The following is a 13,655-nucleotide window of genomic DNA, read 5'->3' as shown; positions in this document are numbered from 1 at the left end:
GCACACGATATCGGTCGCCGGGCGTGTAGGGCGACCGCACGGGTCTGCGACGACCGCGGCGCGCGGTGTGCGCGTCCGCCGACGGCATTGCGCAGCGGCCTCGGGCGCGGCGGTGCGGCCGAGCGGCGGCATCCCAGGGCACAATTCGCATGTGGAGGAGTCCGCCTGGCACAAGCGCACCGCGCTGCCGCTCATCGTCGCCTCGTTCGCCTATCTGGTCGCCTACTCCTGGCGCGTGATCGCCGACCTGGAGGGTCCGGCGCGCGCGATCGCGTCGACGGTCGTCGCCGTGACCTGGGCGATGTTCATCGCCGACTACCTCGTACGCCTGTCGCTGGCCAAGAACCGGCTCTCCTGGTTCCGCCACCACCTGGCGGCGCTCACGTTCGCGCTCATCCCCGTCCTGCGTCTGGTGCGGCTGCTGCAGTTCCTGACCAAGCTGCCCGGGATGAGGACGACGGCGGGCGGGGTGCTGCGCACGCAGATCCTCGTGTACGGCGCCGGAGCCTCGATCATCCTCACCTACATCGCGTCGCTCGCCGTGCTCGAAGCCGAGCGCCACGCGCCCGACGCGAACATCACGACGTTCGGCATCGCGCTCTGGTGGTCGTGCGTGACGGTCACCACCACGGGCTACGGCGACTACACGCCGATGACGGATGGCGGCCGCCTCGTCGCGGTGGGCCTCATGCTCGGCGGGGTGGCGCTGGCCGGTGTGATCACCGCGACCCTGGCCTCGTGGGTCCTGGAGCGCGCGTCACGCGAGCACGACGACCAGGAGCCGGCGACTCGCGCGCAGGTGCGACTGCTGATGGAGAAGATCGATGCGCTGACCGCGCAGAACGCGCGCGGCCGGGCGGGCGAGCACGGCGGCGGGGGCGTGGATGAGGCCCCGGGCGGAAGGCCCTCGGGCGAGCAACCTTCGGACGAAGGGCATGGCCCGCTCGGCGACGGCGGCGACGAACGCCCCGGCGGCTGACGGGGCTGTCGCTGACGACGGCGGACCGGGCGAAGACGGAATGAGGGCCGCGTCCGGATGGACGCGGCCCTCATCGTGCGAAGCGGCCGTCAGGACAGCAGCTTGGCCTTGGCGGCGGCGAACTCCTCGTCCGAGAGGATGCCTTGCGCGTGCAGCTGAGCGAGCTGCGTGATCTTGGCCATCATGTCGTCGGCTGCCGAAGCGGCGGGCGCGGCGGGAGCCGCCGGAGCCGCCTGTGCAGCTTGTGCGTTCGCCACAGCCTGCGCGGCGGCGGCATCCATGGCGGCCTGCTGCTGCTGCGCCTCGTACGCCTGCTGCTCCTGGGCGTTGTAGGCCTTCTCCTGCTGGTGCCGCGAGACGCTGCCCGATACGGCGGTGGCCGTGCCGGCGACGACGGCGGTCCGGGCGGCCATTCCGATGAGACCGGGCCGACCCATTCTTCTCAGTGGCATGTCTTCCTCCTTCAGTCGGCGTTCTCGGAGAGGAACGCGTTCACGATCGGTGCGGGAATGCCTTCCCGCGCGATGACGGCGCCGCCTGCGTCGTAGAGCGCCGACGCGAACGCCTTCGCCCACAGCAGTTCGATCACCAGGATCGCTGCCGACGAACCGGCCTCGAGGTTCTCGGCGAGGAACAGGATGTCGTCCTGTCCTGCGAGTCCCGCGAGGTCGAGCGAGGGCGCGCCGTCGTCGACCGTGTCGGAGAGCTCGAGGATCTCGAGCTCGCCCTCCGGCGATCGCCGCGCGAAGACGAGGTCCAGCACATTGACCGTGCCCGAGGCGACGAGGTCGTCGATCGCCTGGAGCACCGCGGGCCCCGGTCGGTCGCCCTCGAAGGCGATCGCATAGAACTCGATGGGGCCGTAGTCGAAGGTCGTCATGTCTTCTCCCTGTCCGGTGGCGGTCAGCCCGCCAGCGCCTTTGCCTTCAGTCCGTCGAACTCGGCCTGGGTGATGGCACCCGAGTCGAGCAGCGTCTTCGCCTTGGCGATGTCGTCGGCGGCGCTCGCTCCTGCGCCTGCGGTCTGGCGGATGTACGCGTCCTGAGCCGAGCGCAGCTCCTGTGCCTGCGCGATCGAGCGCTTCTGCATCCCGTTCCCGCGCGCGATCAGATACACCAGCGCGGTGAGGAACGGCACGAAGATCAGGAAGAGGATCCAGACGGCCTTCAGCCATCCGCTGAGCTTGTCGTCGCGGAAGAGGTCGCCGATGATCGAGAAGATCACCATCAGGTACGCGACGAACACGAAGATCCAGAACATCCAGGCGATGAAATCCCAGAAGCCGCCCATGGATACCAGCTTTCTCGACGGTCTCGACCGCCGTTGTGAAGTTGTCGCACCGCGTCCCTCGCGGTGCTCTGGTCGGGAGACTACCGCCAAACACGCCGCAGAGACATGACGCAAAGTGGATGATTTCATGGCGGGTTGGCGGCATCATGTTCCCATGACGGACGTACCCGAGCGACCCGGCCCCGACGTGGTGCCTCTGGTCGTCGCAGAGCGTCCGCGGCGCTTCTCCAGCGTGCTCGCCGCACTCGAGCATCCGCTGGGCACGGGGTTCCTCGTGACGATCGGGGTTCTCGCAGCGCTCGTGCTGGGTTCGGCCATCGGTTCGATCTCGACGATCCTCGTCTACATCGTCCTGGCGATGTTCCTCGCCCTCGGGCTCGACCCGATCGTGCGGATGCTCGAGCGGCACAAGGTCAAGCGCGGCGCCGGCATCGCCATCGTGTTCTGCGGGTTCGCGCTCGTCGCGGTCGCGTTCTTCGTCTTCGTGCTGCCGCCCGTCATCGCGCAGATCGTGCAGCTCGTGGAGGCGATCCCCGAGGGCATCGAGAACATCCCGCAGTCGGACTGGTTCGCCCAGCTCACGCCCGACGGGCAGGCGGCGATCGTGGCAGGCATGGGCCAGCTGGCGGACTGGATCTCGACCCCGTCCACCATCGCGATGCTCGGCGGGGGCGTGCTGGCGGTGGGCGTGGGCTTCGTGGCCGGCATCTCTGCGAGCTTCGTCGTGATCGCCCTCACGCTGTACTTCCTCGCCTCGCTCTCGGCGGCCAAGCAGGCCCTCTACGCCCTCGCGCCGGCACACAGCCGCGTCCGCCTGGCGGACCTGACGGAGCGCATCACGGGCTCCGTGGGCAGCGCGCTGATCGGCTCGGTGATCCTCTCGTCCCTCAACGCTGCGGCCGTCTTCCTCCTGCACGTGGCGATCGGACTGCCCTTCCCCGCGCTCATGGCCGTGATCGCGTTCGTCATCACGCTGATCCCGCTGTTCGGGTCGGTGATCTTCTGGATCTTCGCCTCGATCGTGGCGCTGTTCAGCAGCCCGACCCAGGCCCTCATCTTCTTCATCGCCTACCTGATCTACATCCAGCTGGAGTCGTACGTCATCAGCCCCCGTGTCATGAACAAGGCGATCGCGATCCCCGCCGCGCTGGTGCTGATCGGGGCCCTCGCCGGCGGAGCGCTGGCCGGCGTCGTCGGCGTCCTGGTCGCGCTCCCGGTGATGGCATCGCTTCTGCTGATCATCCGCGAGGTCGTCGTCCCCCGTCAGGACCTCAAGGTCTGATCCCGACCCTGCACGAGCGGATGCCGCGCCCCGCGGCATCCGTCTTACTCGGGCGTCCGTCGCTTCCGGCGAGACCGGGGATTTCTCGCGAAACGCGGGGCGTCGCCCCCGGTCTCGGCGAGAGTCCCCTGTCTCAGCGAACGGATCCCCGGTCTCCGCGGCTCGCGTCCGGTCACCACCGAATTCGGCGAGACAGGGGATTCCTCGTGAAACGCCGGGTATCGCCCCCGGTCTCGCCGGGATTCCCCAGTCTCGGCGAAAGGATTCCAGGTCTCGGCGGGGATCCCCTGTCTCGGCGAGGGTCCGGTCTCGCCGGACGGCCTTCTGGCCATGACGCGAATCCTCAGGCGGGCGAAGCCGTCGGCGTCCACGCGTCGGTCGCCCACCGATTTCGGCGAGACCGGGGAATCTTCACGAGACGCGGGGCGTCGCCCCCGGTCTCGACGGGATTCCCCAGTCTCGGCGAACGGATCCCAGGTCTGGGCGGCGATCCCCTGTCTCGGCGACGGCCGGGGTCTCGCCGGACGGCCTCCTGGCCGCGGCGCGATGCCTCAGGCCGGCGAAGCCGTGGGCGTCCACGGGGCGGTCGCCCGCCGAATTCGCCGAGACAGGGGATTCTTCGCGAAACGCGGGGCGTCGCCCCCGGTCTCGCCGGGATTCCCCGGTCTCGGCGAACGGGTCCCAGGTCTCGGCGAGGATCCCCTGTCTCGGCGAGCGAAATCGTCGGCTCGGTTGCACCCCGCTCTCGGCGAACGGCCGCTGGCCTCGGCGTGTACCCCCAGGTCTCGCCGGGCAACCCTCGTTCGGGCGGGCCACGCCGGTCTCGGTGGGAACCCCCGGGTCAAGGGGCCACGCCGGTCTCGACGAGGCCAAACCCGGACCTCGGCGTCCGCGGATGCCGGTCGCGATGCCGCCTCGCGTCGCTCGCGCCGGAACGCCGCGGCGAACGTCGACCCGTCGGCCCGTCGCCCGTCGCCTCGCCGGCGGTCGGACGGCGAAGGGAGGGTGCTCCGGTCAGGACCGACGGGAACGCTACGACGATGCGGTAGGCCTCGCGAACGACCGGGGGTTCCGGCCCAGAGTGCCCAGCAACCACGGCTGTCGGGGGTACAGCGGCGTCAGACCGGCATCGCGCAGCTTGCCGTCGAGCTGCCCGAACTTCATCGTGTCACCCCAGTCCCAGCGGGCGAAGCCGCCCTCGTGCCGTCGCAGGCGGTCCTCGCGTTTCTTCTCGCGCACGCAGTGGTCTTTCATCGCGGCGGGGTCGTCGGCGTCGTACTTTCCATAACCGTCGGACTCGCCGATGATCCGCAGGCGACGCCAGTAGAAGTCCGAACGGTCGATCACGCCTTCGTACGAGAACTCGCGCTGCAGTTCCGGCTGTTCGTAGCCCAGCCATTCGATGACCGCCCTGCTCACCGATTCACCCGGCGATTCGGACTGCGCGGTCGCGCGCGCCTGCACCCAGTCCAGTTGTCGCACACCCCGCCGATTCGACTGGGAACGACCGCGTTCACTCACATCGAGCGCGACGCCACCCGCTCGGAGGATGCGGGCGGCCGTATCCACGACCGCGAGCGCGAAGGCCGGTGGGAGCGCACGAGCCAGATCGACCGCCGTATCGGCGACGGACGTGACGCTCAGGCCCCCGGCATCCGTCAGTTCACGGGCATCCGCGTGACCGTGCACGATCACATCCCCTTCGCACCACGACCTGCCGCCGGTGCTCAGCACGTGGATGTGCGTCGGCTCGCCGAAGATCGGGAGCCCTTGCAGCACTGCTGCCGACTCGAGGCAGAACACCGGCGTCTTCCACGCGCGGGCGACGGCGAGCACGCGCATGCGATACCGCTCCCAGGGCTCCAGTTCGGCCCAGACATCTGCGGGGAGGTAGACGCCCGCGCGGATGCGATGCAGTCGGCTGTCCCGATCCCGTCGCACGGCGTGAAACGGCAACTCGCCGTGCAACAGCAGCGTGGCGGGAAGTTCGGCCGTCATGTTCCGAGCCTGTGCCCCCGATCGCCCCGGCATGCTGCTGATCGTGGCCGGATGTGGACAACATGCCCCTCGCCGGCGTCTCACACCTCTGTGGAGGACCCGAGCAGACATCGAGCCTGGGGACTCGTGCCGAGACAGTGGACGTCGCCCTCGGTATCGGCGCGATTCCCTTGTCTCGACGAGGGGTTGCCGCGTTCGGTTGGGGCGGACGGATGCCGGGGGCCGCGGCGTCCGTTTCGCTCGCTAGTTGAGGGCAGAGGTGAGGCGCATGAGGCCGTCGAGGAACGTCGCCTTGGCGGGCTCGCGCCGCCACTCCTCGAGCGTCAGCTCGCGGCCGGCGTCGCGGTACCCCTGCTCGACTTCGCGCATGCCGGCGACGAACGACGCGCCGCAGACCATCAGCGACACCTCGCTGTTGAGGCTGAACGAGCGGATGTCCATGTTGCTCGAGCCGATCACGGCGACATCGTCGTCGATCGAGAAGTGCTTCGAATGCAGGATGAACGGCGCCGGGTAGAGGAAGATGCGGACGCCCGCCTCGAGCAGCGCGGTGTAGTACGAGCGCTGCGCGTGCCAGACCATGAACTGGTCGCCGATCTCGGAGACGAACAGCTGCACCTCCAGCCCTCGCTGACATGCGCTCGTGATCGCGTAGACCATCGCCTCGTCGGGCACGAAGTAGGGGCTCGTCAGAATGACCTTCTCCGTCGCGCCGTAGATGAGCGACAGGAAGAGACGCAGGTTGTTCTCGGTGTCGTAGCCGGGCCCGCTCGGCACCACCTGACACAGCAGCCCGTCGTAATCGCTCGCCGCGGTGGCGGCCGCCGCGGAAGCCGCAGCCGCCGGGCTCCCACCTGTAAGCGCACCTGCCGTAGCACCACCCGCGGCCGCGCCCGGCGTCACACCGCCGGCCGCTGTCTCCCCCGCCCCGATCGCGGCGGGGGAGAGCTGCTCCGTCGCAGACAGGTCGTCGCCGGTCTCGATGAGCCAGTCCGACAGGAACACGGCGTTGACCGAGGCCACCACCGGGCCGGTCAGGCGCGTCATGAGCTCCTGCCACTTCAGGCCCCGCTTGATGTTCTTCTCGGAGTCGTAGTCACGTGAGACGAGGTTCTGCGAGCCCATGAAGGCGACGAGGCCGTCCACGACGACGATCTTGCGGTGGTTGCGCAGGTCCGGGCGCTGGTACTTGCCCTTGAAGGGCATGACCGGCAGCATCCAGGCCCACGTCACGCCGATGCGGTCGAGCTCGGCGAGCGTCGCCTTGCAATTGCCGAGGCGTCGCGTCGACACGTAGTCGGCGAGCAGGCGCACCGTGACGCCGCGTGCGACTGCGCGCTCCATGGCGGCGAAGAAGCCACGCGTCGTGTCGTCCCACGCGACGATGAAGAACTCGACGTGCACGAAGCGCTCGGCCGTGTCGATCTCGGCCGCCATCGCGTCGATCGAAGCCTGGTAGTCGCCGTACAGCGAGGCACTGTTGCCCCACGAGGCGGGGAGGGCGGTCAGGTTCTCGTTCTGCTGCACGACACGCTGGAACCACCGCGGCCAGTCGGCCTCGGCCGCGGTCTCCTCGAGCCCGTTCGCCTGCACCCTGTCGCGGATGATCGCATCGATGCGTGCCTGCTCGGCCCGCCGCTTCGCCGGAAGGCGCACGCTTCCGATGACGAGATACAGCACCACACCCACACCGGGCAGGACCACGATCAGCAGGATCCACGCCATCGCCGCCGTCGGCTTGCGCCCGCGCGGGATCACGATGAGGGCGGTGATGACGATCGCGGCGTGCACGAGCACCGCGAGGGACCAGGACAGGTTGGCGAGGAAAGTGGAGTCCACGGGCTAAGTGTGCACTGCCACCCGCCCCGGCACGTAGTCCTGCTCGCATGAAAAGGGGACGGATGCCGCGGCATCCGTCCCCAGTCGTCTCGCCGTCTCTGCTACTGCCGGGTCATCGCGATCGTCATGAGGTGATCAGGGTCGGCGTGATGCGAGTGGTCGTCGTCGCCGGCGTCCAGCCTCACCCAGCCGATCGAACCGGTGAATCCATTGTCGCGGGGACCGTAGTCCGGCGATACCGGCGAGGCCACGTCCTCGCCGATGTCGACCGTCTCATCCATCGAGTACATGAACGGGAGGGTGCGTTCGATCTGCCCTTCGGCGACGAGGTCGTCGCCGTCGTAGATCGAGACTGTGCCGCCCTTTCCGACGCCTCCGCCCGCGTAGGCGAAGTGGGCGCGCACCTCATGCTCCCCGGCGCCGAGCTTCGCATCGCCCGACACGACGTCGGTCTTGATGCCGAGGATGTTGTACGCGAAGCGCAAGCCGCCTTCGTGGGCGTAGAAGCTCCAGCCGCCGTACGAGCCGCCCTGGGCGATCAGCACTCCTTCGGCACCGGCATCCGGGACGGTGATCGACGCCGTAATCGTGAACGACTTGTTCTTCAGGTTGATCACCGAGTTCTCGCTCAGTCGCTTCATCCCGGTGTACAGCGTCTGCGACGTGCCCTTCACGAGCTCGGGCCGTCCGGCGATCTCCGAGTTGAAGCGCTCCGCCGAGCGGATGTCGATCGGCAGCACGCTGAAGCGCGCGGCCTGGATCAGGAAAAGCCGCTGCAGCTCGGCAAGCTTGTCGGGATGCTCCGCCGCGAGGTCGTGCGACTGCGTCCAGTCCTCCTCGACGTTGTAGAGCTCCCAGACGTCCTCATCGAGGCCGTGTGAGGACCCCAGCCACGGGTCCTTGTGCTTCGCGCACGCGACCCAGCCCTTGTGGAAGATGGCACGGTTGCCGAGCATCTCGAAGTACTGCGTGGTGTGGCGCTCTTCGGCGTCGCCGTCGTCGAAGGAGTAGTTCATCGGCGTGCCCTCGTAGGGACGCTGCGTCACGCCGTTCACCGCGGACGGCTCAGGGATGCCGGCTGCCGCAAGCACCGTCGGGGCCACGTCGATCACGTGCGCGAACTGATTGCGTACCTCGCCGCGGGCCGCGATGCCGTTCGGCCACGACACGATCGTGCCGTTGCGGGTGCCGCCCCAGTGGCTGGCGACCTGCTTGGTCCACTGGTAGGGCGTATCCATCGCGTGCGCCCAGCCGATCGCGTAGTGGTTGTACGACTGCGGCGTGCCCAGCTCGTCCTTGTGGGCGATCATGTAGGCGTCGTCCTCCATCGCGTCCATGTGGTTGATGACGAAACCCTCGTTCGTCGTGCCCTTCATAGTGCCCTCGGCCGAGGCGCCGTTGTCGCCGATGATGACGTAGACGAGTGTGTTCTCGAGCTCGCCCATTTCCTCGAGCGAGTCGATCAGGCGACCGACGTGATGGTCGGCGTACTCGAGGTACCCCGCGTACACCTCCATCTCACGGGCGAGGACGGGATGAAGGTCCGCACTCATCTCGTCCCATGCGGGGATGCCGGGGCTCCGCTCGGTCAGCACCGCGTCGGCGGCGACCACGCCGAGGGCCTTCTGCCGGGCGAACGTCTCTTCACGCAGCGCGTCCCAGCCCTGATCGAACTTGCCCTTGTACTTGTCCGCCCACTCCACCGGCACATGGTGCGGTGCGTGCGTGGCCCCCGGGGCGAAGTAGGTGAAGAACGGCTTGTCGGGCGTGAGCGACTTGCGCTGCTTCATCCAGCCGATCGCCTTGTCGGTCATGTCGCCCATGAAGTGGTAGCCCTCTTCGGGGGTGCCCCACGGCTCCACCGGCGAGGTGTTCTCGTAGATCGCCGGATACCACTGGTTGGTCTCGCCGCCGATGAAGCCGTAGAAGTACTCGAAGCCGTTGCCCGGGGTCGGCCAGTGGTCGAACGGGCCCATCGGGCTCGATTCCCACACGGGCACTTCGTGACACTTGCCGAACTGCGACGTGCTGTAGCCGTTGAGCTTCAGCGTCTCGGCCAGCGGTGCGCAGTTGTTGGGACGCAGCGAACTGTAACCCGGGGCAGACGTCGCGATCTCGGTGATGCCGCCCATGCCGACGGTGTGGTGGTTTCGGCCGCTCAGCAGTGCCGCGCGGGTCGGTGAGCACAGCGCCGTGGTGTGGAAGCGCGTGTACTTCAGCCCCTTCGCCGCGATCCTCTCGAACGTCGGCGTCTGGACCGGTCCGCCGAAGGCGCTCGACGCGCCGAATCCCGTGTCGTCGATGAGCACGACCAGCACGTTCGGCGCACCGTCCGGCGGTCGGATCGGGGTGATCGGCGGGTAGTGCGTGTCGGGGTCGGTCGCGTCGTACGTCACCGTGCCCGTGTAGGCGAGGTCGGGGATGGGAAGGGTGCTGCGCTGAACGTCGGCCATGCTCCGATGCTGGCCGCGTGGCGCGCTGGGGTCAAACTTCCGTCGCGAATTGAAGACCGGATGCCGCGGCATCCGTCCATCGCATCTCGATCGCTCGCCGCTAGAGTCGCGTCCATGACCGACCTGCTGCCGTCGTGGCGCGACACCGCGACCCGCACCGCGATCCTCGACTTCATCGCCGCCGTCACCGACGAGGGCGGTCCGGACTTCGTCGCGCCGGAGGCCCGCGTCGCCGTGTTCGACAACGACGGCACGCTGTGGACCGAGAAGCCGATGCCCACGCAGCTCGTCTATCTGCTGCAGCGGTGGAAGTCCGCCGCCGACGCCGATCCGTCGCTCGCCGAGCGCCAGCCGTACAAGGCTGCCGTCAGCGGCGATCTCGCGTGGCTCTCCTCGGCCATCGACAAGCACTACGCCGGCGACGACTCGGATCTGGGAGTGCTCATCGCCGCGGTGACGGCCAGCTCCGGCGGTGCGAGCGTCGACGAGTACGCGGCATCCGTCACCGCGTTCTATCGCGATGCCCGCCACCTCACCCTCGGCGCGCCGTATGCGCAGGTGGTCTATCAGCCCATGGTCGAGCTCATCCGCCTGCTCGAGGCGAACGGCTTCACGACGTACATCGTCTCGGGCGGTGAACGGGACTTCATGCGCCCGATGACAGAGGCGTACTACGGCATCCCCGCCGAGCGCGTCGTCGGCACCGGGATGGGGCTGACCTACGACGCGGAGGCGAACGTCGTGCGCTACGCCCCCAAGCTGGACTTCTTCGACGACGGGCCCGAGAAGCCGGTGCGCATCTGGATGCGCGTCGGACGACGGCCGATCCTCGCGGGCGGCAACTCGAACGGCGACATGCCGATGCTGCGGTTCGCGCAGGGGAGTCCGCGCAGCCTCGCACTGCTCGTCCACCACGACGACGAATCGGGACGTGGGGATGCGCCCTATGACCGGGGCGCGGAGAAGGCGCTGGCCGAGGCATCCGACCACGGCTTCACCGTCGTGAGCGTGCGCGACGACTGGTCGCAGGTGTTCCCGCACGCGTAGGCGCGTTTCGTCTCGCTCGTTCCTCGCTCGCTCAACGACCGGGTGTCTCGCTCGTTCCTCGCTCGCTCAACGACCGGGTGTCTCGCTCGTTCCTCGCTCGCTCAACGACCGGGACAGTCAGGCGCCCCGGATCTCGGGGGCCCCGGTCTCAGGAGCCCGGGTCTCAGGCGCCCCGGGACAGTCGGGCCCCCGTGTCTCAGGCGCCTCGATCCTCAGGCGTCGGCGGCGCAGCGGAAGCCGATGTGCGACATGCCGGTGTCCTCGGCCTGCGGCGAGCGCGCGGCCGGGCGGAAGCGCAGGCAGTACTCCGGCGAGCACAGGTGCGAGCCGCCCTTGAGCACGCGGCGCGGGATCGCGGGGAACCCCTCCTGTGCGCTCGCGGCCGCGAGCAGGTTCGCCCGCTTGCCCGCGTCGACGGGCTTGTCCGACAGCCGCAGATGCCGCGGGGTGTAGAAGTCGGTCGTCCACTCCCAAACGTTGCCGGTCATGTCGTAGAGGCCGTAGCCGTTGGCGGGGTACGAGCCGACCGGGGCGGCGTCGCCGACACCCTGGTTGTCGTACGGGAAGCGCCCGAGCCACGAGTTCGCCTGCGGCACCCCGTCGGGGTACGCGTCGTCGCCCCACGCGAAGCGCTTGCCGTCGAGGCCGCCACGGGCCGCGTACTCGTGCTCGGCCTCGGTCGGCAGCCGCAGCCCGGCCCAGTCCGCGTAGGCGGTGGCGTCTTCGAAGGCGATGTGGACGACGGGATGCCGCATCCGCTCGTCGATGGAGGAATCCGGTCCGAACGGCCGGCGCCAGTACGCGCCCGGCTGCCAGCGCCACCACCCGCGCCAGTCGCGGAGGTCGACGGGGCCCGGCGTGGGTGTGAACACCATCGCGCCCGGCACGAGGTCGGCCGGATCGCCGCCCTCGAAGGCGGCCGGGTCGAGCTCGCGCTCGGCGACGGTGACATAGCCGGTGTCGTCCACGAACGCCGCGTACTGCTCGTTGGTCACCGCGTATCGGTCGATGCGGAACGGTGCGATCTCCCGCTCATGCGCTGGGCGCTCGTCGGGGTAGAACTCGTCGGATCCCATGCGGAACACGCCGCCGTCCAGCAGCACCTGGTCGTGGATCGCCGCAGTCACCGCTCCACCGTAACCGTCCCGTGCGACCGGAAGGTCGGCACCGGGATCAGAAGCTGCCGATGCCCTTGCCGATGATCGCGACGCCGATGACCAGGAGCAGCACGGCCATGATGACGGCGTTCTCCTTCGCGAGCCAGCCGCGCAGCGCGTCGAGAGGGCCCCGCAGCTTCTCGGCGGCGACGAGGTAGCCGACGACGGGGACCAGGACGGTGGATGCCGCGATGAGCGTGAAGATCGCGATCACGACGACGATCGAGCCTCCGTCGAGCCCTGCCGCGCCGATCGTCACGCCCGCACTCGCCGCCAGCAGCAGGTTCTTCGGGTTGACCGCCGACAGCAGGAATCCGAGGCCCAGGGCCTTGGGGAAGGTGATCGTGTCGATCGCCTGCATCCACTTCGGCAGCGCCGGCTCTTCCCCCGCCTTGGGCCGGCCGCGCCACTGCCGTGCGGCGAGCAGCAGCAGCAGGACGCCGAGGACGAGCTGGATCACGCCCTTGATCGGCTGCGCCTCGTCCTCCTCCGCCTCGGGGAGGACCGACGACAGCAGGGTGAAGACCGTCACCGCGACCACGATGCCGAGCACCCACCCGAGCAGGAATCCGGTGCCGGTCACCCGCGCCTTCGGCGACAGCAGCATGAGGATGGCCGCGATGATCGGGATCGGGCTGATCGCCACACCGAGGGCGAGCGTGAGGATGTCTCCGATGACGGCGCCCATCGGCTGCCTCCTGAGGGTGTGCTCTCGCGAGCATGCTGCGGGTACGGACGTGGCTACCGTATCGGCCCGCTGCGCTCAGGCGCCGTTGATCCGGTCGCGCCACTCCAGCAGCGGCACGAGCGGCGACAGGTCGTAGTCCGGGCCGTCGATCGCCGGGATGATGAGGCGGAAGCCCAGCTCGTAGAGGCGGGGAGCGGCATCCGTCTCCAGGAGCGGGCCGAAGCCGCGGATCGTGTACCCCGTCGACAGCTCGATCTCGGCAGGATCGCGGCCTTCCCGTTCGCACCACTCGTGGAGCACGCCGATCTTGCGCGGCACGTCGTCGAGCTTGGTGAACGTGTGCCAGATGTCGGCGTGCTGCGCGACCATCCGGAGCGTCTTGCGCTCGCCCTGTCCGCCGATGAGGATCGGGATCCGCCGGGTGGGGGCGGGGTTCAGGCGCTCCCACCGCGAGCGGATGCGCGGCAGATCATCGGCGAGGGCGTCGAGGCGGGATCCGACGGTGCCGAACTCATAGCCGTACTCGTCGTAATCGGGCTGCGCCCAGCCCGAGCCGGTGCCGAAGATGAGCCGGCCGGTGCCGGTCGCGCGGGCGCTGATGTGGTCGACCGTGCGGGCCATGTCGGCCTGCAGATCGGCGTTGCGATACGAGTTGCAGTTGACGAGCGGACCGAACTCGACGCGCTCCGTCTGCTCGGCCATCGTGGCCAGCAGCGTCCACGCCTCGAAGTGCTCGGCGTCCATCGGCTCGGTCAGCGGGAAGAAGTGATCCCAGTTGAAGATCACGTCGACGCCGAGATCTTCCGCTCGCAGCACCGCGTCGCGATACGCGGTGTACGACGCATGCTGCGGCGCGAGCTGCACGCCGATCCGCAGCGGGCGATGGGAGGCGGGATGCCGGGGCTCTGTCATGACGCGGAAT

12 protein-coding genes are annotated in these 13,655 nt (G+C 68.9%); 3 read left to right on the top strand and 9 right to left on the bottom strand.

The window, feature by feature from the left end:
* Positions 1-151: 151 nt before the first annotated feature.
* The gene (locus tag NCG93_RS12140) at positions 152-979 is read left to right on the top strand and encodes a potassium channel family protein (protein ID WP_194412376.1); all 828 of its coding nucleotides are present in this window, start codon (positions 152-154) and stop codon (positions 977-979) included.
* 89 nt (positions 980-1,068) lie between these two features.
* On the opposite strand, the gene NCG93_RS12135 is transcribed toward NCG93_RS12140, so the two are convergent.
* Genes NCG93_RS12135 through NCG93_RS12125 form a run of 3 tightly spaced genes read right to left on the bottom strand, consistent with a single transcriptional unit; the run spans position 1,069 to position 2,269 of the window.
* Entirely contained in the window at positions 1,069-1,431 is a 363-nt protein-coding gene (locus NCG93_RS12135; RefSeq protein WP_241741560.1) for an SHOCT domain-containing protein, read from the bottom strand.
* 11 nt (positions 1,432-1,442) lie between these two features.
* Positions 1,443-1,859 carry a DUF6325 family protein gene (locus NCG93_RS12130; protein ID WP_194412377.1) on the bottom strand — a complete coding sequence of 139 codons (417 nt, stop codon included), beginning with the start codon at positions 1,857-1,859 and terminating at the stop codon, positions 1,443-1,445.
* Between the two features lie 23 nt (positions 1,860-1,882).
* Positions 1,883-2,269 (bottom strand): SHOCT domain-containing protein, encoded by a 387-nt coding sequence (locus tag NCG93_RS12125; protein ID WP_194412378.1) that lies wholly within the window; start codon positions 2,267-2,269, stop codon positions 1,883-1,885.
* A 154-nt stretch (positions 2,270-2,423) separates the two neighbouring features.
* Here NCG93_RS12125 and NCG93_RS12120 point away from each other — a divergent pair, with 154 nt between their 5' ends.
* Positions 2,424-3,551 (top strand): AI-2E family transporter, encoded by a 1,128-nt coding sequence (locus NCG93_RS12120; protein ID WP_194412379.1) that lies wholly within the window; start codon positions 2,424-2,426, stop codon positions 3,549-3,551.
* Between the two features lie 1,032 nt (positions 3,552-4,583).
* Here the strand turns inward: NCG93_RS12120 and NCG93_RS12115 are convergent.
* The 3 genes from NCG93_RS12115 to NCG93_RS12105 all read right to left on the bottom strand — a co-directional run bounded on the left by NCG93_RS12115 (position 4,584) and on the right by NCG93_RS12105 (position 9,841).
* Positions 4,584-5,549 carry a hypothetical protein gene (locus NCG93_RS12115; protein WP_194412380.1) on the bottom strand — a complete coding sequence of 322 codons (966 nt, stop codon included), beginning with the start codon at positions 5,547-5,549 and terminating at the stop codon, positions 4,584-4,586.
* 243 nt (positions 5,550-5,792) lie between these two features.
* Positions 5,793-7,388: a phospholipase D-like domain-containing protein gene (locus NCG93_RS12110; protein ID WP_252787538.1), complete on the bottom strand. Its 1,596-nt coding sequence runs from the start codon at positions 7,386-7,388 to the stop codon at positions 5,793-5,795.
* Between the two features lie 101 nt (positions 7,389-7,489).
* The gene (locus tag NCG93_RS12105) at positions 7,490-9,841 is read right to left on the bottom strand and encodes an arylsulfatase (RefSeq protein ID WP_194412381.1); all 2,352 of its coding nucleotides are present in this window, start codon (positions 9,839-9,841) and stop codon (positions 7,490-7,492) included.
* Positions 9,842-9,955: 114 nt separating this feature from the next.
* On the opposite strand from NCG93_RS12105, the gene NCG93_RS12100 reads away from it, so the two are divergent.
* The gene (locus NCG93_RS12100) at positions 9,956-10,888 is read left to right on the top strand and encodes an HAD family hydrolase (RefSeq protein WP_194412382.1); all 933 of its coding nucleotides are present in this window, start codon (positions 9,956-9,958) and stop codon (positions 10,886-10,888) included.
* 212 nt (positions 10,889-11,100) lie between these two features.
* Here NCG93_RS12100 and NCG93_RS12095 read toward each other — a convergent pair whose 3' ends face one another.
* From NCG93_RS12095 to NCG93_RS12085, 3 genes are all read right to left on the bottom strand, one after another.
* Complete coding sequence (locus NCG93_RS12095; protein WP_308212162.1) at positions 11,101-12,015, bottom strand: formylglycine-generating enzyme family protein; 915 nt, start codon at positions 12,013-12,015, stop codon at positions 11,101-11,103.
* A 46-nt stretch (positions 12,016-12,061) separates the two neighbouring features.
* Complete coding sequence (locus NCG93_RS12090) at positions 12,062-12,733, bottom strand: GAP family protein (RefSeq protein WP_194412383.1); 672 nt, start codon at positions 12,731-12,733, stop codon at positions 12,062-12,064.
* A gap of 75 nt (positions 12,734-12,808) precedes the next feature.
* A complete protein-coding gene (locus NCG93_RS12085; protein WP_194412384.1) occupies positions 12,809-13,645 on the bottom strand; it encodes an LLM class F420-dependent oxidoreductase in 837 nt (278 codons plus the stop codon).
* Between the last annotated feature and the right edge of the window lie 10 nt (positions 13,646-13,655).

Source organism: Microbacterium yannicii (assembly GCF_024055635.1).
GTDB classification, from domain to species: Bacteria; Actinomycetota; Actinomycetes; order Actinomycetales; family Microbacteriaceae; genus Microbacterium; species Microbacterium yannicii.
Note: the sequence above shows the minus strand (reverse complement) of the source record. Positions and strands in the feature narration are given on the sequence as shown.

What these genes read in the sequence shown, in the direction of transcription:
- NCG93_RS12135 (WP_241741560.1), bottom strand. Translation starts at nt 1,431, where the DNA reads ATGCCACTGAGAAGAATGGGTCGGCCCGGTCTCATCGGAATGGCCGCC.
- NCG93_RS12130 (WP_194412377.1), bottom strand. Translation starts at nt 1,859, where the DNA reads ATGACGACCTTCGACTACGGCCCCATCGAGTTCTATGCGATCGCCTTC.
- NCG93_RS12125 (WP_194412378.1), bottom strand. Translation starts at nt 2,269, where the DNA reads ATGGGCGGCTTCTGGGATTTCATCGCCTGGATGTTCTGGATCTTCGTG.
- NCG93_RS12120 (WP_194412379.1), top strand. Translation starts at nt 2,424, where the DNA reads ATGACGGACGTACCCGAGCGACCCGGCCCCGACGTGGTGCCTCTGGTC.
- NCG93_RS12115 (WP_194412380.1), bottom strand. Translation starts at nt 5,549, where the DNA reads ATGACGGCCGAACTTCCCGCCACGCTGCTGTTGCACGGCGAGTTGCCG.
- NCG93_RS12105 (WP_194412381.1), bottom strand. Translation starts at nt 9,841, where the DNA reads ATGGCCGACGTTCAGCGCAGCACCCTTCCCATCCCCGACCTCGCCTAC.
- NCG93_RS12100 (WP_194412382.1), top strand. Translation starts at nt 9,956, where the DNA reads ATGACCGACCTGCTGCCGTCGTGGCGCGACACCGCGACCCGCACCGCG.
- NCG93_RS12090 (WP_194412383.1), bottom strand. Translation starts at nt 12,733, where the DNA reads ATGGGCGCCGTCATCGGAGACATCCTCACGCTCGCCCTCGGTGTGGCG.
- NCG93_RS12085 (WP_194412384.1), bottom strand. Translation starts at nt 13,645, where the DNA reads ATGACAGAGCCCCGGCATCCCGCCTCCCATCGCCCGCTGCGGATCGGC.